20 protein-coding genes and 1 tRNA gene are annotated in these 20,812 nt (G+C 61.5%); 3 read left to right on the forward strand and 18 right to left on the reverse strand.

Annotation, left to right across the window (positions count from 1 at the left end):
* Positions 1 to 139: 139 nt before the first annotated feature.
* Positions 140 to 472 (reverse strand): hypothetical protein, encoded by a 333-nt coding sequence (locus G453_RS0101065; protein ID WP_027189542.1) that lies wholly within the window; start codon positions 470 to 472, stop codon positions 140 to 142.
* A gap of 437 nt (positions 473 to 909) precedes the next feature.
* Between G453_RS0101065 and G453_RS0101070 the strand changes: the two genes are divergently transcribed.
* The gene (locus G453_RS0101070; RefSeq protein WP_156920748.1) at positions 910 to 1,227 is read left to right on the forward strand and encodes a hypothetical protein; all 318 of its coding nucleotides are present in this window, start codon (positions 910 to 912) and stop codon (positions 1,225 to 1,227) included.
* A gap of 65 nt (positions 1,228 to 1,292) precedes the next feature.
* On the opposite strand, the gene G453_RS0101075 is transcribed toward G453_RS0101070, so the two are convergent.
* The 12 genes from G453_RS0101075 to G453_RS0101135 all read right to left on the reverse strand — a co-directional run bounded on the left by G453_RS0101075 (position 1,293) and on the right by G453_RS0101135 (position 13,280).
* Positions 1,293 to 1,811, reverse strand: coding sequence for a hypothetical protein (locus G453_RS0101075; protein WP_027189544.1), 519 nt, complete (start codon positions 1,809 to 1,811; stop codon positions 1,293 to 1,295).
* 13 nt (positions 1,812 to 1,824) lie between these two features.
* Entirely contained in the window at positions 1,825 to 2,313 is a 489-nt protein-coding gene (locus G453_RS0101080) for a hypothetical protein (protein ID WP_027189545.1), read from the reverse strand.
* A 142-nt stretch (positions 2,314 to 2,455) separates the two neighbouring features.
* A complete protein-coding gene (gene selB, locus G453_RS0101085; RefSeq protein ID WP_027189546.1) occupies positions 2,456 to 4,378 on the reverse strand; it encodes a selenocysteine-specific translation elongation factor in 1,923 nt (640 codons plus the stop codon).
* Between the two features lie 166 nt (positions 4,379 to 4,544).
* A complete protein-coding gene (locus G453_RS0101090) occupies positions 4,545 to 4,796 on the reverse strand; it encodes a type II toxin-antitoxin system RelE family toxin (protein WP_027189547.1) in 252 nt (83 codons plus the stop codon).
* 2 nt (positions 4,797 to 4,798) lie between these two features.
* Positions 4,799 to 5,359, reverse strand: coding sequence for a hypothetical protein (locus G453_RS0101095; RefSeq protein WP_027189548.1), 561 nt, complete (start codon positions 5,357 to 5,359; stop codon positions 4,799 to 4,801).
* Positions 5,360 to 5,656: 297 nt separating this feature from the next.
* Positions 5,657 to 7,048, reverse strand: coding sequence for an aminopeptidase (locus tag G453_RS0101100; RefSeq protein WP_027189549.1), 1,392 nt, complete (start codon positions 7,046 to 7,048; stop codon positions 5,657 to 5,659).
* A gap of 9 nt (positions 7,049 to 7,057) precedes the next feature.
* Positions 7,058 to 8,479, reverse strand: coding sequence for an L-seryl-tRNA(Sec) selenium transferase (gene selA, locus G453_RS0101105; RefSeq protein ID WP_027189550.1), 1,422 nt, complete (start codon positions 8,477 to 8,479; stop codon positions 7,058 to 7,060).
* Positions 8,480 to 8,654: 175 nt separating this feature from the next.
* The gene (locus tag G453_RS0101110) at positions 8,655 to 9,083 is read right to left on the reverse strand and encodes a hypothetical protein (protein ID WP_027189551.1); all 429 of its coding nucleotides are present in this window, start codon (positions 9,081 to 9,083) and stop codon (positions 8,655 to 8,657) included.
* 469 nt (positions 9,084 to 9,552) lie between these two features.
* A complete protein-coding gene (locus G453_RS0101120) occupies positions 9,553 to 10,371 on the reverse strand; it encodes a hypothetical protein (protein ID WP_027189552.1) in 819 nt (272 codons plus the stop codon).
* Between the two features lie 78 nt (positions 10,372 to 10,449).
* A complete protein-coding gene (locus G453_RS0101125) occupies positions 10,450 to 11,088 on the reverse strand; it encodes a hypothetical protein (protein ID WP_027189553.1) in 639 nt (212 codons plus the stop codon).
* Positions 11,089 to 11,239: 151 nt separating this feature from the next.
* Positions 11,240 to 12,451, reverse strand: a complete 1,212-nt coding sequence (locus G453_RS0101130; protein ID WP_084502020.1) for a bifunctional folylpolyglutamate synthase/dihydrofolate synthase — start codon at positions 12,449 to 12,451, stop codon at positions 11,240 to 11,242.
* A 46-nt stretch (positions 12,452 to 12,497) separates the two neighbouring features.
* Positions 12,498 to 13,280 (reverse strand): 3',5'-cyclic-nucleotide phosphodiesterase, encoded by a 783-nt coding sequence (locus G453_RS0101135; protein ID WP_027189555.1) that lies wholly within the window; start codon positions 13,278 to 13,280, stop codon positions 12,498 to 12,500.
* Positions 13,281 to 13,393: 113 nt separating this feature from the next.
* Between G453_RS0101135 and G453_RS0101140 the strand changes: the two genes are divergently transcribed.
* Positions 13,394 to 13,470 (forward strand) — tRNA-Arg (locus G453_RS0101140).
* Positions 13,471 to 13,788: 318 nt separating this feature from the next.
* Here G453_RS0101140 and G453_RS0101150 read toward each other — a convergent pair.
* The 3 genes from G453_RS0101150 to G453_RS0101160 form a co-directional block, all read right to left on the reverse strand.
* Complete coding sequence (locus G453_RS0101150) at positions 13,789 to 14,181, reverse strand: hypothetical protein (protein ID WP_235731660.1); 393 nt, start codon at positions 14,179 to 14,181, stop codon at positions 13,789 to 13,791.
* 206 nt (positions 14,182 to 14,387) lie between these two features.
* Complete coding sequence (locus tag G453_RS0101155) at positions 14,388 to 16,526, reverse strand: aldehyde ferredoxin oxidoreductase (RefSeq protein ID WP_027189557.1); 2,139 nt, start codon at positions 16,524 to 16,526, stop codon at positions 14,388 to 14,390.
* Positions 16,527 to 16,546: 20 nt separating this feature from the next.
* Positions 16,547 to 17,305: a 4Fe-4S dicluster domain-containing protein gene (locus G453_RS0101160; protein ID WP_027189558.1), complete on the reverse strand. Its 759-nt coding sequence runs from the start codon at positions 17,303 to 17,305 to the stop codon at positions 16,547 to 16,549.
* Between the two features lie 116 nt (positions 17,306 to 17,421).
* Here G453_RS0101160 and fdhD point away from each other — a divergent pair, with 116 nt between their 5' ends.
* Complete coding sequence (gene fdhD / locus G453_RS0101165; protein ID WP_027189559.1) at positions 17,422 to 18,222, forward strand: formate dehydrogenase accessory sulfurtransferase FdhD; 801 nt, start codon at positions 17,422 to 17,424, stop codon at positions 18,220 to 18,222.
* Between the two features lie 645 nt (positions 18,223 to 18,867).
* On the opposite strand, the gene G453_RS0101170 is transcribed toward fdhD, so the two are convergent.
* Positions 18,868 to 19,551 (reverse strand): response regulator, encoded by a 684-nt coding sequence (locus G453_RS0101170; RefSeq protein ID WP_027189560.1) that lies wholly within the window; start codon positions 19,549 to 19,551, stop codon positions 18,868 to 18,870.
* Entirely contained in the window at positions 19,548 to 20,447 is a 900-nt protein-coding gene (locus G453_RS21665; RefSeq protein ID WP_169725270.1) for a sensor histidine kinase, read from the reverse strand. The genes G453_RS0101170 and G453_RS21665 overlap by 4 nt, the downstream gene beginning before the upstream one ends.
* Positions 20,448 to 20,812 lie beyond the last annotated feature (365 nt).

Consider the following 20,812-nt stretch of genomic DNA (forward strand, 5'->3'; position numbering starts at 1 on the left):
CGGGCAAATGATGGGATGATTGCCCGATACAGTAGCAGAAGGACAGAAGCAAAATGTGATCTAGATCACAAAAGGGGCACAAAGCAGAGGTAATCGAAGGGATAGCCGGGCGGTGGCCCGGCTATCCCGGTTGGGTCGGCTATTTGTAGTCCGGGTTGCCCTGGGCTGCGCGTTTGTCCTGTTCGGTCTTCTGGACCTGGGCCTTTTTAAGCTCCGCGTTGAACCGATGGTACTGTTCGCGCGCCTTGGCCTTGGCGGCGGCGAACGCGTCGGCACGCTCCTGGGCTCCTTCCTCCCGGGCTTCCTTCTCCGCCATGTCCAGCAGGTGGTAGGCGTCCCGTTGGGTGTCAACCTTGTTCCTGAGCTGCTCCAGATCGCTCGAAGTAATCCTCTGCTGGGCCAGGGCCGCGCCGGTCGGATCGGCGATGCTGACAAGGGCCAACAGGGCAGCGGCGAGCAGGATTCTCGACATGCGTCCTCCTGGTGTCTCGATTATGAAAATATGGCTATTTATTCTAAAGATAAATAGTTCTCATGCTTTAGGCTCAATAACTAGTCCAAACGCCTTGAGATGAACCGTCACAAGCCTCCTGGCTGACAGGCGGCCGGAGGGTTCGAAGTTCAGGGCGAAATAGCACGGGTGCAGGTGTGAGGCAACGCTGGACCCGAAATGCTTGGATGACTCCACATTGTAGCGTCTCATGGCACAAAGCAAGGTGCGTGCCGAGGCTGTTAAATATTAAATAATCAACATAATCAACGTGTTGAGTTGTTGATCGCGCAGGGTGGCAGCGCGCGGGTTTCGGGCGGCCGCAAAAATGCCGAAATGGCGAAGGGGAAAAAACGGATTGTCCAGGCAGGGCGTTTGTTGCTAGGCTCGACCATTGCCGACAACAAGCAGAGGACACCATGCGTGAACTATTTCGAATCATTGCGTTGACGGCGCTTCTGGCCGTCCTTGCTTCGGGCGTGGCCCTGGCCGACAAGCAGGCCTACACCACCATGACCCCCGAGCAGATCGAGAAGGCCATCCGCGAGGAGCGCCAGGTCTACCGAGCCGCGCTGGATCAGGTGCGGGTTCTGGAAAACGGCCCCATGGATAAGAAGTCGCCCGAGTACAAGGCTCGTTTCGACGAGCTGATCAGGGCCGCCGAAGACGCGAAGGTGAACCTGGACTCCATGCGCGAGGCGCTGGTGGAGCAGCAGAAGGCCTACGGCGGGAATTAGCCGCTCGACGGAAGCTGAGTGGCCGTCCGGAAATCGGGGCGGCCACTTTTTTCACGCCGTCCCGCTCAGGCCGGGCGCATCAGGGTGCGGTCCCGCATCTCTTCCGGGCTGATTGCGTCGTAGAGCTTGCCCATGGCCCGGAAACAGTGGGTCATGTCGCGGTACAGGCTCAGCTGGTCCAGGCAGGCTTTCTTGATCTCGGCGATCATGAGCGCGCCGGGCCGGATGGTGCGAACGGCCCGCACCACCGAATCCGGATGGCCGCACAGCACCAGGTGCGCCTCGCCCTGCCAGGGGTTCGATTCGAAGAAGGCGCGGCGCTTGTCTTCGGGCTCGGCGTAGATATTGAAGGCCACTTCCAGGCCGCCGAACCCGTCGATGTCCAGCACCAGCACCGGGATGGCGTCCTCCACGTAGACCCCGCAGGAGAGAGCGCCGGAGGCGAACCCCTCCACCTCCTCCTGCGAGATTCCGCTGTAGAAGAAAAACACCTCGAAGCCGCCGCCCGCCAGAACGGGCGCAGGCCCCTCCCCCTCCGGGCGAATCCCCAGGGACTGTCCCAGCTTCAGGTTCAGGGCGCTCATGCGTCGTGCCGGGTTACTTGCGCTTGGCGAGGTCCTGGCGCAGCCTGACCAGATTGTCCTCGTAGGGATCGCCCTTCACCTTGAGCAGCGACATGCCGTACATGATGTCGTAGGGGACGATGTTGTTGTTCTTGTCCTGGTACAGGCTGGTCATGGCCGACTTGATGTCGCTGGGCTTGTACGGGAACATTCCCGCAAAGCACTCCATGAAGCTCTTGTTGGCTGCCTGCATGTCCACGGGCTTGGTCTCCTGGCCGAATACGGCGTTGGTGCAGACCAGTCGGACGGCAGTGGTCATGCCTTCCAGGAAGGTGTCGCGCTCCTTGTCGGTCATGGCGGTCCAGCGCTGGCCGAAGTTGGTCACGGTGGCGTGCCCGGCGGCAGCGGCGGATGGCGCCGAGGACAGGGACGCGGGCTTCTTGTCCGCGCTCTTCTGGGCGTGGGCAGCGCCTGCCAGGGCGAGGGTCAGGGCGAGGGCGATAAGCAAGGCTTTGCGGGCCATGGTTGACTCCTTGAGAGGGGTTGCGCCCGTTAGGGGCATGTAGCGCCAGGGAGGTTTAGCCCCATGGGGGAAAAAATCAAGTGCTGATGCTCGGTGTGTTCCAGGTCCGGCCGGAGCGCTGCTTCGCGAAGCATGCGCAGCCTCAGCGGCTCCGGGACATGCGCGTGTCCCCTACGCGCATGGTGAGTTTCTCCTTGTCCAGGTACTCCAGCAGAGGGATGGCGAATTTGCGCGACAGGCCGGTAAGCTCGCGGAAATCCTGCGGGCCGAGCTCCTTTTTCGTGGAGAAGTACTCCTGCACCGTGGCCTTCAGTCCGTCCAGGGCGCTGGTGGCGAAGTACATGTCTTCCTTGATGCGCGACACGATCCCCTGGTCCTGGAGCAGCTTGTACACCGGCTGGGCCTCCTTGGGCGAGACGCCGAGCTGTTCCAGCACGTCCTTGTAGTTGGGGGGGGTCAGGCCGCCGGACTCGTACACGCCGACCATGCGCTGGCGAAGATCCGCCTGGTCCACGCCCAGGCTCACGGAGTGGCCGGGCAGGCGCAAGAGCTCCTGCTCCTGGGCCAGCTTGCCGGATTTGAGCAGGCGCTCCGCCAGGAAGTGCATGAGTTTTCCCGGCAGGGCGCGCCCCCACGTGGAGCCGAGCTCCCCGCGCGTGACGCCCTGCTTGAGCGGCTCGCGCTTGTGGAAGGCCTCCAGGTGGGTGAGGAGCCCCGCGCCCAGCTCTTCCAGCACTGCTCCGGAAATCCACTGGCGCGCCTCGCGGTCCCAGAGGCTGGCCAGCCCCTTGCCGGAAAAACCCTGGAGGGTCTTCTCCAGGTCGCGGCTGTCCAGGCCCGTCAGCACCATGAGCTCCGCAAAGCTGGCCCCGGCGCGACCCTTGAGCTTCAGGTGCAGGCGCACCCGCTCGGCAGGGTCGGGGCTCGGCTGCGACGCAAGCTCCGCCAGCGCGGCCAGATCGGCAAGCTCCGGGCCGTTTCGCTTGATGCGCCCCCCAAGCGGCGACAGGATCACCCCGCCCGCCACGGTGCGCAGCGGCGAGAAGGCCCGCATGACGCAGCGGTCGCCGCTGACCCCGGCCAGGGGCGATTCGAAGCGCGCCTGGCACAGGGCGCTCTGTCCGGGCTCGAGCTTGTCGCGGTCCAGGAAATACAGCCGGGCCATGACTTCGCGCGTGCCGTGGTGAAAATGGACCTCGCCCCGGTGCCGCAAAGCCCTGGGGGAGGAGGGCAGACAGGTCACCTCCATGTTCCAGGCCAGCGAGGGAAACAGCGTGCCGGGGTGGGCCAGCACCTCGCCGCGCTCCATCTCCTCCACCTCCAGGCCCATGATGTTGGCGGCGGTGCGCTGTCCGCCCTGGGCCAGCTCGGCGGAGCCGCCGTGCACCTGGAGGCTGCGCACCTTGGTGGAGCGGCCCGACGGGTAGAGCACGGCCTCGTCTCCGGCCTTGAGCTGTCCGGCGATCAGGGTGCCGGTCACAACAGTGCCGTGGCCCTTCATGGTGAACACGCGGTCGATGGGCAGGCGCGCCAGGTCGGAACGGCGCCTTGGGCGAAATTCGTCGGCCAGCCGGGAGATTTCGGCCTTCAGCGCGTCCAGGCCCGCGCCGGTGTGGGCGGACACCGGGATGATGGGGGCTTCGGCCAGGAAGGTGGGAGCCAGGAAGGCTTTGACGTCTTCTGTGACCAGGGCCAGCCAGTCCTCGTCCACCGAGTCCAGCTTGGTCAGGGCCACAACGCCCGCCTTGATGCCGAGCAGCGTGCAGATCTCCAGGTGTTCGCGGGTCTGGGGCATCACGCCCTCGTCCGCCGCGATCACAAGCACCACGAAGTCGATCCCGGCGGCTCCGGCCACCATGTTCTTCACGAAGCGCTCGTGGCCGGGCACGTCCACCACGCCCACGCGTTTGCCCTGGTCCAGGTCCATGAAGGCAAACCCCAGCTCGATGGTGATGCCGCGTTTTTTCTCTTCGGCCAGGCGGTCGCAGTCGACGCCTGTGAGTGCTTTGACGAGGGTGGTCTTGCCGTGGTCGATGTGACCGGCCGTACCCATGATGACCGGCATGCGTGTCTCCCGGGATGTGATGGCGGCGCGCGTTTGAGCGCGTCCACAGGGCGACTATCGCCGGATGGGGCCGGTCTGTAAAGGGGCGCGGGCTTGCGTGAGATCAGGCAGCGCCGCAGGCGGGCACTTCGAGACGGAAAAAAAGAAAAGGTCCTCGGGGGAAGGCTCAATATGCCTCTTTCCGATCCGCCACCGTCATGATCTCGACGATCAATGCTCCGTCGTTGATGCGATACAAGACCCGGAGATTTCCGGAACGGACGCGGTACTCAGGCCTGCCGGTCAGCTTTATGGAGCCCCGAGGCCTGGGGTCATCGGCGAGTATTTTTACGATCGATGCGACCTGCTCTTGAAAGGGCCGACTCAGTTTCTTCAACTGCCGCGCGGCAAGAGGCGAAAATTCGACTTTATACGGCATCCCTACAGTCCGAGTTCCGCCTTCAAGGTTTCCCAGGCGACATTGGGTTCGTCTTCCACCTTGACTTGGTCAAGGAGCTCGACGTCTTCAAGGTCCTCACGAAGGTATTCTCTTACGACATGATCAACCCCGGTACGCTTGGCGAACTCCGGGAGCCAGGCATCCAGCACGACCGTGTCGCCCGCGGCGTAAGCGTACTTGAGAAGGGAATCCAACGAGGGAAGGTCTTCCGGGGCGAGTTCCACTGCGCGAACCATATATGGGATCGATTCCTGTACATGGCCGTGTTCATACAGCGAGCGGCCATAGTTCCTGTGCATGTTTGAGTCCCATGGCTGGAGTTTGATAGACATCTCATGCTCTCGCCGCATGGTCGCCTCGTCGCCCTTGAGGCATGCAATGACGCCATAGGCTGACCTGGCGATATGAGGCTCTTTGGGGAGCAACAAGTCAGCCGCTTTCTTGAGTTTCATCAGCTCGAGCGGGTAGAGGGGGCGAGAAGCGGCCATTCTCATGAGCTCGTTGATGACCTCGTGCGTGTCTGGCAAGGGGGCTGGGCACATACGTGTTTCCTAGTCGTCGTGGGGCAAACCGTCAACTGTTGTCAATAAACATGCCTGTCAGTCCGGTCACTCCGGGGATCAACCTTCGGCTGTTTCCCCCGCTCATGCGGAGCGCACCAGGATCATCGAGTCTGCGTCTTCCTTGTCGAATTACGCGGATCGTGGGGACATCGAACACCCAACGGTCACAAAGAAACAGGGGCCGTGGAATACATCCACAAACCCCTGGTCCGGTATGACAAACGGAAAATAAAGAACCTCAAGGCCTGGCGGCCAAGAAATTCCTCATCTTTCTCGCTAGCTCTCCAGGAATGCCTTGTATGCCTTGACCGAGGCGTACAGGTCCGCCTTGGAGCACAGCTCGAAGGGGCTGTGCATGGAGAGCACCGGCGGGCCGAAATCGATGATGTCCATGCCGTAGACGGCCAGGAACTTGGCTACCGTGCCGCCGCCGCCCAGGTCCACCTTGCCGAGCTCCGCCATCTGCCAGGGCACCCCGGCCTTGTCCATCACGCCGCGAATCCAGGCCACGTAGCCGAAATCGGCGTCGCTCGCGCCCACCTTGCCCCGGTGGCCGGTGAACTTGTTGAACGTGGGGCCGTGGCCCAGCAGGCAGGCGTTCATTTTTTCGTGCACGTCCTGGTAGTCGGGGTCCAGGGCGGCGTTCACGTCGGCGGACACGGCCTTGGAGGCGTCCAGCACGCGCGACAGCCGCGCTTTCGGCTCCCAGGCGTCGATCAGGTCCTGGAGGCAATATTCGAAGAACTTGGAGCGCGCCCCGGTGGAACCCTCGGAGCCGATCTCCTCCTTGTCCCAGAAGAGCACGATCTGGGTGTGCTCGGGCTGCTCGGCGGTCAGGAGCGCCTCGAACCCGGAGAACACGCACAAACGGTCGTCGTGGCCGAAGCCTCCGATCATGGACCCGTCCAGGCCCACGAAGCGGGCCGGGCCAGCCGGTACGGCCTGGATCTCGGCGGAATAGAGGTCGGTCTCGTGGATGCCGTAGCGCTCGTTCAGGAGGGTGAGCACGCGGTTCTTCACGCAGGTCTTCGCGCCGGTCTTCTTGGCCTCGATTTCTTCGGGAGCAGGCGCGTGGCCCATGATGATGTTCAGCTTCTCGCCCTCGAAGGCCTCGGAGAGCTTCAGGTCCATCTGCTTGGAGGCCAGGTGGGGCAGCAGGTCCGGGATGGTGAACACCGGGTCCTCGGGCTTTTCGCCGATGACGATGTCCACCACGCTGCCGTCGGTCTTGGCCACCACGCCGTGCAGGGCCAGGGGGCGGGCCATCCACTGGTGCTTGCGGATGCCGCCGTAGTAGTGGGTCTTGGCCTGGGAGACGTTGCAGTCCTCGTAGATGGGGCGCTGCTTGAGGTCCAGGCGGGGGGTGTCGGCGTGCGCGCCAAGCAGCCGGAAGCCCTCGGACAGGGGGCGCTTGCCCTTGCGCGCGATGAAGATGGTCTTGCCCTTGAAGGACTTGAAACAGGCGTCTGCGGTGAAGGCGTGGTCCACGCTCTCCACGAAACCGGCCTTGAGCAGGCGCTCGCGCACGTAGGCTATGGTCTCGCGCTCGGTCTTGCACTCGGTGAGGAACGAGACATAGCGGTTGGCCAGTTCGTCCATGGCGGCGAGGTCTTCAGCGGAGGAATAGACGTCCCAGCAGCTCTTCGAATCGTGTTCCAGACAGTTCATCGTGTCTCCTTAACAGTGATTGCCGGACGCGGCCAAGGCCAGTGCCGAGGCGGCCAGCGTGAATTCAGGGATGGTCAGCGTGCGCGGGTCCAGGCAGAAGCGCCCGTCTTCCACGCGGCCCACCAGGGGCGGGTCGGTGTGCAGCAGGCGCTCGCGCAGGTCGTCCACTTTGAGCGACGCATCCAGAGGATATAAGCATACCAGCGACGTAGGCAAATCGCGCTCGGGAAATGCGCCGCCGCCCACGCGCGACGCCCCCGGACGCACCGACACCTCGAAGTGAGCGCCCACGCTTCGTTTGAGCGTGCGGGCCAGACGCCGGGCCTTGTCGGCCAGTTCCTTGGGCGTTGCGCAGATCATGGCCAGGGTGGGGATCTCGCGGCGCGCGATTGCCGGGTCCAGGTACAGGCGAAGCACGGCCTCCAGGGCGGCCAGGGTCATCTTGTCCAGGCGCAGCGCCCGGGCCAGCTGGTTCTTGCGGATGACGTCCAGGTGTTCGCGTTTGCCGATGATGACGCCCGCCTGCGGCCCGCCCAGCATCTTGTCGCCGCTGAAGGTGACTACGTCCGCCCCTGCGGCCACGACGTCTCGCACCGTGGGTTCGCCGGGCAGCCCGGCCTGGGCGAAATCGTAGAGCGTGCCGCTGCCCAGGTCTTCGATGACGGGCAGGGCGCGCTCGCGTCCCAGGGCGCAGAGTTCGTCCAGCCCGACTTCCTTGGTAAATCCGATCATGCGGAAATTCGAGGTGTGCACGCGCATGAGCGCGGCGGTATCCGGCCCGATGGCCGCCTCGTAGTCGCGCAGGTGGGTGCGGTTGGTGGCTCCCACTTCGCGCAGGATGGCCCCGCTCTTGGCCATGACCTCCGGCACCCGGAAGGACCCGCCGATCTCCACCAACTGCCCGCGCGACACCACCACCTCGCGGCCCTTGCACAGGCTCTCCAGCACCAGGAACACGGCTGCGGCGTTGTTGTTGACCGCGATGGCCGCCTCGGCCCCGGTGAGCTGGCACAGCAGCGACTCCACCAGGCTATGGCGGCTGCCGCGCTGGCCGGTTGCGAGATCGAACTCCAGGTTAGAGTAGTGGCGGCAGGCGTCGATGACAGCGGTCACGGCGGATTCAGGCAGCACGGAGCGGCCCAGGTTGGTGTGCACCACCACGCCCGTGGCGTTCAGCACGCGGCGAAAGCGCGGGCGAACGAAGCTGCGTGCGAAGCAGGCAATGCGCGAGGCCAGCGTGTCCCAGGAGAGAGACGCTTCGTCGGCCACGAGTCCGGCCTTTATCTCCTCGCGCAGTCCGTCCAGGAAGGCCTGGGCGGCCTCGCGCACCAGGGGGCGCGGGACGTGGGCGAAGTCTGCCATGTGCGGGCCGGATTCCAGATGGGCCAGGACGCGGTCCATGGACGGCAGGAGCCGGAACAGGTGGTTCACGCGGGCTATCCCTCCAAGAAGATGCCGAAAGCTAGCCCACAACAGGGGGGAAGGCAATCGGATGGGGGGAGGGGGGAGCGGGGGGGGGCGTGCCACGCTGGAGATTTGGATGGACGTTCCGGGATGGGAATGATTCAGGAACAATGCGGAGTCGGGGTGACGCTGCCGCAGCGAATCAGGGTGTTGAGGGCAGGTCGCCTTCAATGAACGTGACTTTGATACGTTTATCGCCAATGACAACCGGATTCTGCTCGATTTTCTGGAGTTTTGAACTGTGAAACCTGACCAGGACCTCGGATTCCGAGGCCCAATGAAGGTCCACCCCGCGTTCTTTATCGTTACGAAGAGCGCCGTAAACCCAGGCTGCTTTTGTGAGGAAGAAGGATTGATCGTATTTTCCGATAGTGAGTATATAGTTGTATGAAGTTGTCGCCCCGCAGTCTCTTTCAGTCACAACGACCTTGAGTTTTCCGGACGGAGAGTAGGTTGTTGAAAATGTGTCATTGCTGCAAATGTCATAGAAGATGAATGCAGTGATTGAAATGATGGCGAAGAGAAGTACGGCAAGGAGTTTGATCGTTGCTAGAGCATCGTTTTTAAGCATTGTGCTATTTGTGGTAGTATTAATTAAAGAAGAGCTTGATAATGTCGAATATCCCGAGTGCGTTTGCGATTAAATATGCGATATATAGTGGGGATGCCACAACGAGTATGATGTTCCATAGGTGATGGCTGTTGTCTTTGCTGTCATTTGTTGCGTGTTTATCTTTAGCTTGTTTCATATTCGCATCCAGCTTGTAATTTATAGCAGGGAAGAATTGGTGTTGTACGTGGTAGATTGATGGGGTCGTTTGCTCTTGAGCACCTTTCCATGATAGTGGTTAAAGAAGTCTGGGCTATGTCCCTTGAGCTATGGGTGGTCATGGTTTCGCAATTCCCCTTTCGCAACGGATTGGAATTTTAGCTCTTTGCTTTATATTATCTATTTTGTGCGGTGTAGTCAATATAGGCATGTTGGGCGATGGAGATGACCCCGCCCAACATGCCCTTGCCTAATCGGTGTTCTCAAGCCGCTAACGTTCATTCACTTCGGGGTTTTCCCGATGCCAATACGGTTTGCCAAGGATGTTTTCAGCAAGGTCATCAAGAGATGCCATTGCTTGTACTGGAAACGCAGGTCCAAAGGAACCCACCGAAGCGGATGGGAGTTTCATGTTAATACCCTTGTTAAGTCCAGCTCCGACACCATACCCCAACACATTATTCGCAGAGGGCGGAATCTCCTGTCTTCCTCCCCAGGATTCTTGCGCTTTGCGGATGCTCGGTGGCGTAAGGTAGTCTATCGGATCTTTGGCAAATTTACCGATCTCCTCGAAAGGTGCTACGATTTCCGCCCGATGTTCTTCAGCTGTTTTGTTCCCTCGGACATTGTACTGGAACGCGCCGGTCAAACGTTCGTTCAACGTCGGCTCATAGCTGACTCCTTTCTTGTTGCCTTCCTCAACCATAACCTTTTCAGCATCGAACCCCAGCCTCTCCTTCAGCGGCGGACGGAGTTGAAGCTCATTGCTCTGCGTGGTTGCTAGAGACATGCCGGAGCCGCCAGATGATCCATAGGAGTCGGTGAACGCGTTGTAGCTCATTCTCCCGGACGCATCCTTGGGCAAATTCCTGTTCCCAAAGAGTCCGATCTTGCTGGCCATCAACTGCTGCTGCGGCGAAAATCGATGGAACATATCACCGATGTCCTGGCTCTGTCCGGTAGCCCAGCCATCGGATTGGTTGCTGTTTTCGCTTACGGGTGCGGGGCCAGGGTCGCTTGCCGCTTGGTCCTGTCCGGTGAAATCCGTCCTTTGGGTGATGCCGTTCGTATCGTCGAATTCAAGGCCCATGGTTTCCTCCTGTGGGCTTGTGTGTGGTGTGTCGGGGCCGGGACTCGCCCGGCCCGTGTCCTGATCAGTTCGCGGCTCTTACACTCCGCAGAGTTCCAGATACCGCAGCAGGTCGCCTTCGCGTGCGCCTCCGGCCTTCACGCGTTTCACCAGGGCTGCGCGTTCAGCCGAGCGCACCGCAACGGACTGCCCTTCATCGCCGCTTTGGTCCACATCTCGCTGATCACGAGGACCTGATCGGCGCGCGCCATGCCCGCCCAGGCGAAGGGAAATCTTCACCAGATCACGCATCTCCTTGTAGAGGTCGAGATACGCGCCTGGGGTCTCTTCCACTGCCCGCAAGAAGGGGCGTTGCAGTTTGGGGGACAAGGTGCGCACGAACTCGCCGACCTTGGCGTGCACCTGCATGAACAGCGGATCATTGGCCTGAAGATGCGCCAGCAGCACCTGGTTGTTGATTTCCTTGCGCTGGGTGTGGCGCTGATGCGCGGCCCGCATCGTGTTCTGGCGGTCCTGCATCATGGCCTGCCACTGCATTCGGCCCATGGGATGCGCGAGCATTTGCGGTGACGGCTGGCCCAGGGGCAGGTCCGGGATGCCGTCGCCGTCCAGGTCGATGCCTTCCAGGTGTTCGATCATGCCGGGACGCATTGTGAGTTGGGCCAGAACGGCCTCAAAGGGTTGGTGGCCGGGTCCGGGCGGAGTGAAGTAAGGCATTCGGGAGTCCTCCTTGGAGGTGGTGTATTCCCTGGCTTTCCGGCCAAGGTCCCCGAATTCTATGCAGGCGAAATATTATTTCACCCCATATAGCGCTATGTGGGAAAAGAATCGTAAAAAGAGAGAAGAATCGAGCTGGCCGGTTCTGAACTTACGACGAGGCGGGCTTGTCCAGCCACTTCGGGTGCAGCCTGAAGGCCTCGGCCAGCAGGTACAGCGATCCGCAGATGAGCACCGTGCCCTCAAGTCCAGCCACGCGGCGCAGGGCCTCGGCCATGTCCGCCACGGGCAGGGCCGTTGGGCCGATCAGGCGGGCCAGTTCGCCTGGGTCCATCTCGCGCCCCTGCACGTCCAGGCCCGGCACGTACACCGGACCGTCCGAGAGCGAGCGCACCAGCGGGAGCATGGCCGTAAAGTCCTTGTCTGCCAGACAGGCGAAGATCATCGCGCTTGGGCGGATGTCCAGGTCGCGCAGCGCAGCGTTCAGGCTTTGCAGTCCGGATTCGTTGTGCGCGCCGTCTAGAAATATGCTCGGTTGGCCGTGTGCGCCCGGGACCAGTTGGAGCCTGCCGGGGATGAACGCCGTGCGCGCGGCGCGTTCCATGGTTGCTGCGTCCTGCGGCAAGCCGCAGCGCGCAGCCAGCAGGTGGTGCGCGGCCAGGGCCAGACGCAGGTTGTCGGCCTGATGCGGCCCAAGCATGACGGGCTTGTGCGGCCAGGACTTCCCGACTTCGGCGGCAACGTCGTCCGCCAGGAAAAATGGCGCGCCAACGCGTCTGGCCATGCCCGTCAGAATGTCCAGGGCCAGCGGCTCCTGCCGCGCGCTCACCGCCGGGACGCCCTCCCGCATGGCCCCGGCCTTGTCGCGGGCGATGTCGGCGAGCGTCGGGCCGATGACGCGCTCATGGTCCAGGCCGATGGGCGTGTACACGGTCAGGTCGTGAGCCAGGGCGGTGGTGGCGTCGTGCGCGCCGCCGAGGCCTGCCTCGATCACGGCGGCCTCGCAGCCGTATTCCCGGAAAAGCCATGCGGCCATCACCGTGACCAGCTCGAAATAGGTGAGCCGCCGCGCCGGGGAGACATCCTCCGACACACGCAGCACCGCCTCGGCGGCAGTCAGCCAGTCGGACTCCGGAAGCTGACGGCCGTCCACCAGGATGCGCTCGCGCGGGCTCAAAAAATGCGGCGAGGTGAACAGGCCCGTGCGCACCCCGGAGGCGGTGAGTACTTCGGCCAGGAAGGTGGAGGTGGAGCCTTTGCCGTTGGTGCCCACGATCTGGGCGCACGGGAAGGGCAGGTGTGCAAGATCAAGGGCGGCCAGGGCCGAATGGACCCGGTGCAGCCCCAGGTCCATGTGGTGCATGCCCAGCTCGTCCAGGTAGGTTTGGAAGGCGTCGAAGCCGGAGAATCTAGAAATCGAAGGTCTCTCCCTCGCGCAGCAGGTGGTAGGAGTACCCGTCCATGGCCAGGTGCAGCTCTTCCTGGATCTGTTCGGAGAAGGGGGCCTTCATGTGGTAGATGTACACCTTGGGCCGGTAGGGCAGCCGCTCCAGTTCGCGGCGCAGCAGCTTTGGCGTCAGGTGTTTGGAGATTGTGGCCAGCTCTTCCAGGTGGTTGGGGAAGGAGGCCTCGGTGATGACGTTCTTCACTGTGACGGGCATGGTTGCCAGGAAATCCCACCATTCGGGGCTTGGACCGGTGTCGCCGGTGTAGGCCAGGGCCTCGCCCTCGTCCTGCCCCCAGAGCACGAAGCCGCTGGCGCACTTGGCGTGATTCACCGGGCAGGCGGCGACTTTGACGCCTCCCACGCTGACCGGGTTGCGCGCGGGCATGGGCATGTACGTCAACACCGGGGAGTTGGCCGGGATGACGGTGAAATCCGGCCAGATGGTGTCGTTCAGCAGGTGGGTGGAGATGGCCTCCAGCACCTCGGGCAGGCCATGGATGTTCACGGGCGGGCGGGTGTGGTGCCCGAAGAACTCGATCAGGTTGTCCGCGAGAAAGAGGATGTCCTTGATGTGGTCCAGGTGCGCATGGGTGACGAAGATGTCGGTGATCGCGGCCTGCTCGTCCAGGGACAGGTTGGACGTGACGGAACCGGCGTCCAGGAGGATGTGCTCGTTCACGAGAAAGGACGTCAGGTGATGCCCGGGGAGATCCGAGCCTGAACAGCCGAGCACGTTGAGCTTCATGGGGCCTCCGGGGTTGGGCGCATGGTTTTTCTTGGGCCTGGAGGCGGGGTTCTGTCAAGGCGAGTGACCGGTCCTTGACCGGGAAGGAGGCAGCGCGTAGAGGAATTGGCCGCGCGCCAGTAGCTCAGGTGGATAGAGCATCTGCCTTCTAAGCAGACGGTCGGGGGTTCGAGTCCTCCCTGGCGCGCCAGATTTTCAAGGGGTTAGGCCTGTTGGCCTGACCCCTTTTTTAGTTGGCTTACCTCATGCCCGAATGCCCTGGACATCAGCACACATTAAATGGCTTATTGATGCCGGCCAACGGTTGAAGACCGCTGACGGTAAGGATGATGATGTCTGGGAATTCCGCCATGAGGCAGGCCGCAGCGTTCGCAACGCTGAGGTCGTGAGTTCGATCCTCATCGCCTCCACCAAAGATAACAGGGCCTTGCGGCAGAAGGCGTTAGACCCTGAACTTTGGGAGCATGTGGCTGAAAGGATTACATCAAAACACTGCCCCGTGATTCTTTTATGGATTCATGGCCAGGGTTTCAGCCCGCTCCGCTAAAAAGGTCGCGTATTCGCGGTCCATGTGAAGAGTGGAGAACAGGTAGACGGCTCCGGTAGACGCCGTGGTAAAGGTGATATCCATGCATCCCGGGCTGGATGCCAATGCTTTTAGGACTGACTCGATCTCTTCCGGTGAAAGTTCGAACGGCGGAGCTTCGAACAGTTCCACCGGCACGGGTCTTGGGTAGTCCCGGCAATTAGTCCTGATTTCCTGGGCCATGAGCTCGATAGGGGCTCCTTTGCGGTCCAGGATGAGGGCGTAGGTCCTGCTGAGCAGGTCCGGGGCGTGGTAGAGGGTCCGGCCGGAAAGGCCCGTGAACGATGCGACCTCGGGGCTTGCCGACAAGACCATGGCGATTGCCTCCGGATTCTCTTGAGCACGTCCAGCCTCCCCACCCGCGATCCTCTCCCTCACATCGTCCAAGGTTACCAGCCGCACTTCTCGGCTGGCCTGGAGAACCGCCTCAATCGCGGCCTGTCCCAACGCCGCTTCATGAGCGGCTCGTACTGACTCAGCCTCAGTGATGGTTTGAGACAGCTTAGCGTCTTTCGTGGGGCTCATCCCTTGCTCCCATCGATTTCCCCCGTGCTGCCCGGAGTAAGCTTAGCGGCCTGCAGCCCTTTACCCACATCCGCAAGCCCCAACCGGGCGTAGCTTTCCATGGTGGGCGCACCAAGAACCATATCCCAGCCCATGACCTCGTAGAACATATCCATGGCCCGGGCGATGTCGGCCTGCTCCATGCGGATGGTGCCCTTGGTGAAGGGGGGCGTATCGCCCTTGTCGTGGTAGGCCCATTCGGGCACCAGATCGTGCGCCGCGCGCATGTCCGCCCGTCCCATGTCCCGGATGGTCAGGGCCCGATGAAGAGTGAAAATACGCTCACCGACCAGGTCAAGTTCTACGCGGTCCGTCTTCTTGCCCGTGGCCAGGCTGTAGAATCTCGATTCCAGGCTGTCGTCGCCCGAGTAGCCGCGCTCCTTGAGCGGCGACGCAACCCAGGGCCCCATCCAGTTGCACAGCCCAAGTGAGTCATGGAGTTCCTTGCGCATCAGAGACCACCTGGCCCGTCTGGCCTTGGCCGCGTTCATGGGCGTGTAGTCCCCGGCCGCGTCCACGGCGTCCGGTGAGCCCCATATCTCGGCTGCCAGTTTCTTCTGCACCGCCAGGGGCAGGCCGTTGCGCACGAAGTTGCAATGGGAATGGCACTGGGCATCACGGTTGTACTGGGTGTTTATTATCACTCCGCACTGGCCGTCGTCCTCGTTGGCGTGGTGTTTGGGGTGGCCCATCTTCCAGTAGAGCGTGGCGTGGTCCTTGGTCCAGGTTTCCTCGGGGATGGCCCACTTGGAGAAAATGCCCCCCGAGCCAAGGCTCAGCACGTGGCCGAGCTCCCCCTGGCGCTCCGCTATGCGGGGGATGATGTCGAACAGGAAGGCCGGGTCGCCGCTCTCGAATTTGTCCCAGGGGATGGAGGCGTACTCGTCCGAGCCGATCTTGGCCTTGAGAAGACCGTCGGAGTAAAGCTTAATGAGGTCGCGCTGCAACTGGCCGTAGTTGCACCACAGCCCCAGATCGTCGGCCAAGTGCATGCCCACCATGCAGGCTTCCAGGGCGGTCTGGCCCTTGAGCCCGCCGGGAAGTTTCTTGAAGAAGCTCCGCCCGAACAGGAGCCCTGTACAGGTGTTCTGCCCAATTTCCTTGATGCCGTATTTGGCCGCCACCGAGGGAACCTTGACGATGGTGTGGCAGCGGATGGGGCAGGCCGTGCAGCCGTTGCCCCGAACCGTGTGCTTCCAGGCGTTGTCGCCCAGGAAAAATGCCGCGCTGTTGGTCCGAAAGGCGATGCGGTTTAAGTCGTAGATGTTGCCGGTGATCTCGATGGGCGGATCAGCCGCTCCCCAGCGCTTGCCGGGTTCGCCCACCCAGCGCGAACCCGGATTGTAGTACTCGGACTGGGGGGTGGGAAAACTCGGCACCACGTGCTGGTTGTTGGCGCCAAGGATCGACAGGTGGAACTTGACCAGCTTCTCCCATTCCGCCTTATCCCCAGCGATGAGCACCGCGCCGCTGCCCTGCACCCCGATGGCCTTCAGGTTCTTGGACCCCATCACCCCGCCCACGCCGCCAGCGGAATGCGACACGGAGTTGGCCACTATGGCCATGGGAGCAAGCTTCTCGCCAGCCTGGCCGATGGCCGCGACCACGCAGTCCGCGCCCATCTCCTGGCTGATCTCCAGGGTGGCCCGCCGGATGCCCGTTCCCCAGAGGTGCGAAGCATCGCGAATCTCCACCCGGGAATTGCGTATGAAAAGCCACACCGGCCTGTCGGCCCGGCCTTCCACTATTATGGCGTCATACCCGGCGTATTTGAGCTTGGCCGCGAACTGCCCGCCCATGTGCCCTGAGCCCACCAGGGGTTTGGGCCAGACCGTGGGAAAGATGGTGGTGACGGCCGTGCGCCCGTTGCAAGGCACGCCCGTTCCGGCCAGCACGCCCGTGGCGAAGACCAGCTTGTTGGCAGGGGCGAAGGGGCCGGTTCCGGCCGGAACCTCATCACAGAGCACCCTGTATCCGAGACCTGTGCCGCCGAGCACGTCCCCGTATTTTTCCACTGTGTCCTGGGTGCTGATCTTTCCCGTGGACAGATCAACCCGCAGCACCTTCCCGGCAAAGCCCCCGGCGGTAGCGGACATATTGGCTCCTTGGAGATTCGTTACTTCGAGGCCGGGTTCCTTCCGGACGGAACATGGCACTCGGCGCAGGCCTTGGCTTTTTCCACCGGGATGACGGACAACAAAATCCTCTCATTCGCGCCCTCGCGGGTGAGGTCGCGCCAGGGCACGTAGCGCAGGGCCTGGGCCGGACAGGCTTCCACGCACTTGGGTTTGCCGTTGCACAAAAAACACTTGGAGGATTTCTGGCGCTCTTCGTCAAAGGAGATAACGCCCCAGGGGCATGCCCGCTGGCACAGGCGGCAGCCCACGCACACGTCCGCGTTCACCACCCTGGCCCCGGTTTTCGGGTCGTCGGTGATGGCGTCCTGGGGGCAGGCCGTGGCGCAGGGCACCGGGTGCGGGCACTGGCGGCACACGCCCTGGACCACCAACCCGTTGCCCCAGGCTCCCTGCATGCGCGAGCCTCCGGTCGGGCCTTCGGGGCCGAAGTTCAAGGACCGGTCGATCTTGATGCGGGACAGCGAGGGCTGGGCGCGGCCATCGTTAAACTCCGTGCAGGCCAGCTCGCAGCGCTGGCAACCCACGCAGCGGGTGGGATCGGCCAGTATCAGGCCTTTGGCGTTGTCCAGGATCACCAGCGGCGCGTTGGCACCGAAAGCCTCGCACAGACCCAGGGCGGCGATGCTCCCCACGGCGCAGGCCGAAAACATGAGGAAGCCCCGGCGTGAAAGCGACGTCTCGAGGCCCGCCGCCTCGGCTGCCAGTTCGATGAGTTCCGGATGGATGCCGCGCTTCATATCCCCCCCGCCGGGTCGGAGCGTTGCAGTTTCCCGGCCTTGGCGCGCCGAAAAAATGATTATACTGGTACTCCAAGACCTTGTGCACTTCAATCGACAACTTCAAGCGGAAAGGTATGGACCCCAACATCCCCTTTGACATCCTTGAATACCGCGACGGGGCTTTCAGCGCCGCCGAGGTGAAGGCCATCCGGGAGCTTCCCCTACGCATAGTGGTCAACGGCCAGGAAGTGATCTCACTGCAGTGCACCGGCATGCAGCCGAGGTTCCTGGTGGCCGGCTACCTTTTCGGTTCTGGCCTGATTGAACACGCGGACGACATCGTTTCCATGATCGTCACTGAAGATACCGGGGGTATCGTGGTCTGTGTGGAGATCAAGGGCACCCCGATTAAACTCCTTGGGGTAAGTCTCACCTCCGGCATGGGGCGGGATATCCTGACGCAAGGACAAGCGGATGAGACCTCCGGCAATCCCAGGTTGGCCAATATCCCAGTGCCGCCAAAACCATTCATCCGGCCGGCAAATATACTGGACATGGTGCGTGCACTCCACACCCGCTCCAGCCTCTACCGCCTGACTCGCGGCTGCCACAATTCCTCGCTGTGCACTCCGGAAAATATGCTCATCTTCCGCTCGGACATCGGCAGGCACAACGCCATCGACACCATCGTGGGCCAATGTCTGATGGAGGCAATCCCGTTGCAGGACAAAATGATCGTGTCCACAGGACGCATCGCCTCGGAAATCGTTCACAAGGCCGTCCGGGCCGGAATCGGTGTGTACGCGTCCATAGCAGTGGCCACCAGCCATGCCGTGGAAACAGCCATGCGTTATGACCTCACTCTCATCGGCAACGCCACCGAGGACAAATTTTGGGTGTACCACGATCCCGGACGTCTGTTTTCCAAGTGCTGAATCATTCTGCGAAGATACTATAATGCGCTCGGAATATGTGGCCTGAATAGGATTACGTGGCTATCCCCACTTCACCTGGATAACAGTTTGCTCCAATGGAATCCCCGGAAATGTCCAAACACTGTTATCTTTTTTGAAATTTATCTAATGAAATCAGTATATTTTGTCAGGGGCCATGCTCCATGGGGTTCAGGGGAGCTTGGTTGGATCAGGTACTGCCTTTTTCTCGTCATATGCCCCCCATCTGATCACCTGTGTCGGCTAACTTTTGGAGAACCGCTATGGCCAAATGGGAGTCTGCTTTTCCCGGGGTTCGAACGTGCATGGTTTTATTTGCGCAATGATTTCAATGGATAAGCGGCCAGTATCCTTGCTTCTAAGCAGACGGTCGGGGTTCGAGTCCTCCCTGGCGCGCCATATTTTCAAGGGGTTAGGCCTGTTGGCCTGACCCCTTTTTTATGTTGGATTACCTGCCTGGAGAATCTTGTGGCCAACCACCCGAAAACACGAGGGAATTCTGGATAACATTTGGAAGGCGCGCGAGATGCTGAACTGCGAAAGTGTTGGCGGCGGACGATGAAAAGGGTTGCAGAGAGTGTTAATAAATGGAGGGTGCTTGTTCGGCCTCTCGTGCAGGTCAGGTGGTCAACGCGCCTGGTCCGCATCATCGGTGTCTATGAGCCCTTTACGCATGGCGTAACGGACCAGATCAAGCGGTGATTTAAGCCCTAGTTTGGCCATGATGTTGGCCCTGTGGTTCTCTACCGTTTTTCGCGTGATGAAGAGCCGTCCGGCAATGGTTATTGGTTTCTCACCCTCCGCCAGGAGTCTCAGGATTTGCTGCTCCCGTCGCGTGAGTGCATCATAGGAGGAACCTTGGGTGCTGTTCAGGCGTTCCGAATAGTCCAGGAGTTTTCGTATCACCTGCGGGGAAATCGAGCAGTCGAGGTATTGCTCCCCACGCCTTACTGCCTCCAACGCCTGGATCAGGCGTTCCCCGACTGAACCTTTTACAACATACCCCATCGCCCCTGCCCTGAAACTTGCCGCAACCATGTCCATTGAGGAGTGCATGCTGAGTACTATGCAGGTGGTGCGGGGATACAGCGATTTCATCTCAATAATAAGTTCCATACCATGAACATCCGGCAGGGACAGATCCATCAGTATGAACTCCGGCTGCAACTGTGCGGCCAGTTTCCTTGCTTCATCAGCAGAGCCGGCTTCCCCGACCGTGCAAAAATTCGCCGACGCATCCACCATGGCTCTTACACCCATGCGAAAAAGAGGGTGGTCGTCCACGATGAGAAGCGTGGTTGGAGTATTCATTGCGCACCTTCCGTTTGCACGGGTACTTCAACCATGAGTCGGGTTCCTGACCCAGGCGCAGAGCGGATGGTCAAGGTCGCACCGATCAGCCGAGCTCTCTCCCTCATGCCGACAAGTCCCATGCCCTGATCGCATGAGAACGGTAGCGTGGCTTGGGGCTCGAAGCCCCGGCCGTTGTCTTCAACCCGCAGTATCACGGACGGGTGCGATGCAATCAGCCGCACGCGCACTGCACGAGCATCGGAGTGCTTGCGGATGTTCGCAAGGGATTCCTGCAGGATGCGGTAGAGATTGATCTGCGTATCAAAACTCAGCCGGACCGGGCTCATGCCCTCGCAAGAGAAATCCATCTCCACACCGTGGCGTGAGGCGAAATCCTGGCAGAGACGGTACGTCGCCGAAGGCAGACCGAGCGGCTCCAGCGCCGGTGGCAGGAGGGAATAGGCCAGGTGGCGTATTTCGCCAATCACCGCCCCTGTCTGTTGGAGCAGTCGCCCTATCTGCGCGGATGCCTCAGCGGAAAGGGAACCGAACCTAGCAAGCAGGGATTCAAGCTCCATTTTGATCAGGGACAGATCCTGGGCCGCCTTGTCGTGCAGGTCGCGCGCGATGCGCTGGCGCTCGTTCTCCTGGGCCTTGATCAATTCGCTCGACAGGCTGCGCAAAAGGGTCTTTATCCGTCTCGCCTCTACTATCCGCCCCAGCAGGTCGGCCACAGCGTTCAGGAGGTGGCGTTCTTCCTTGAGAAACGGTCCCTCCCCGCAGTCGGGGTATCGCTTCAGGTAGCGGACCTCGACAAACCCGGCCTCTTCCCCCCCCGCCCGCACGGAACACGACTGGACCCAGGGAGTGGGAGAGTAGCCTGCGGTCTTGTGCTCCACACCGTCCACGGCCACAAGCGCACAGGTTCCTTCAGGGTGCTGCCAGGACGACCGGATCACCTCCGCAATACCTTTGACCAGGTCCGTAGTCGATATGTCTTCATCCTGTGAGAGGCGCGTGATTGAGTAGAGGCAGTTGAGTTCTTTAACCCGCTCGCGCAGGGCACGTAGGGTCTTGCCATGCGCGGCCAGTATTCCCTGCCTGCCGCTCGGCCCTATGGCGCGGGATGGGCTATGCCTTACCCTTGTCCGGATCCTGGCGAGGGATCTGGCTAGGTGCGTTCGGCGAACGGCTTTCATGACGTCTTATGGTGGCGCTTTTTCGGAGGGAAGACAACACCTGCGGACCGGAAAGTACCACAATAGCCGGGGCGGCTGTG

It is taken from the genome of Fundidesulfovibrio putealis DSM 16056, assembly GCF_000429325.1.
Lineage (GTDB): Bacteria > Desulfobacterota > Desulfovibrionia > Desulfovibrionales > Desulfovibrionaceae > Fundidesulfovibrio > Fundidesulfovibrio putealis.

Bases quoted from the DNA above. Each gene is read 5' to 3' on its own strand.
- G453_RS0101065 (WP_027189542.1), bottom strand. From the start codon at position 472: ATGTCGAGAATCCTGCTCGCCGCTGCCCTGTTGGCCCTTGTCAGCATC.
- G453_RS0101070 (WP_156920748.1), top strand. From the start codon at position 910: ATGCGTGAACTATTTCGAATCATTGCGTTGACGGCGCTTCTGGCCGTC.
- G453_RS0101075 (WP_027189544.1), bottom strand. From the start codon at position 1,811: ATGAGCGCCCTGAACCTGAAGCTGGGACAGTCCCTGGGGATTCGCCCG.
- G453_RS0101080 (WP_027189545.1), bottom strand. From the start codon at position 2,313: ATGGCCCGCAAAGCCTTGCTTATCGCCCTCGCCCTGACCCTCGCCCTG.
- selB (WP_027189546.1), bottom strand. From the start codon at position 4,378: ATGCCGGTCATCATGGGTACGGCCGGTCACATCGACCACGGCAAGACC.
- G453_RS0101090 (WP_027189547.1), bottom strand. From the start codon at position 4,796: ATGCCGTATAAAGTCGAATTTTCGCCTCTTGCCGCGCGGCAGTTGAAG.
- G453_RS0101095 (WP_027189548.1), bottom strand. From the start codon at position 5,359: ATGTGCCCAGCCCCCTTGCCAGACACGCACGAGGTCATCAACGAGCTC.
- G453_RS0101100 (WP_027189549.1), bottom strand. From the start codon at position 7,048: ATGAACTGTCTGGAACACGATTCGAAGAGCTGCTGGGACGTCTATTCC.
- G453_RS0101110 (WP_027189551.1), bottom strand. From the start codon at position 9,083: ATGCTTAAAAACGATGCTCTAGCAACGATCAAACTCCTTGCCGTACTT.
- G453_RS0101120 (WP_027189552.1), bottom strand. From the start codon at position 10,371: ATGGGCCTTGAATTCGACGATACGAACGGCATCACCCAAAGGACGGAT.
- G453_RS0101125 (WP_027189553.1), bottom strand. From the start codon at position 11,088: ATGCCTTACTTCACTCCGCCCGGACCCGGCCACCAACCCTTTGAGGCC.
- G453_RS0101130 (WP_084502020.1), bottom strand. From the start codon at position 12,451: ATGCACCACATGGACCTGGGGCTGCACCGGGTCCATTCGGCCCTGGCC.
- G453_RS0101135 (WP_027189555.1), bottom strand. From the start codon at position 13,280: ATGAAGCTCAACGTGCTCGGCTGTTCAGGCTCGGATCTCCCCGGGCAT.
- G453_RS0101150 (WP_235731660.1), bottom strand. From the start codon at position 14,181: ATGGTCTTGTCGGCAAGCCCCGAGGTCGCATCGTTCACGGGCCTTTCC.
- G453_RS0101155 (WP_027189557.1), bottom strand. From the start codon at position 16,526: ATGTCCGCTACCGCCGGGGGCTTTGCCGGGAAGGTGCTGCGGGTTGAT.
- G453_RS0101160 (WP_027189558.1), bottom strand. From the start codon at position 17,305: ATGAAGCGCGGCATCCATCCGGAACTCATCGAACTGGCAGCCGAGGCG.
- fdhD (WP_027189559.1), top strand. From the start codon at position 17,422: ATGGACCCCAACATCCCCTTTGACATCCTTGAATACCGCGACGGGGCT.
- G453_RS0101170 (WP_027189560.1), bottom strand. From the start codon at position 19,551: ATGAATACTCCAACCACGCTTCTCATCGTGGACGACCACCCTCTTTTT.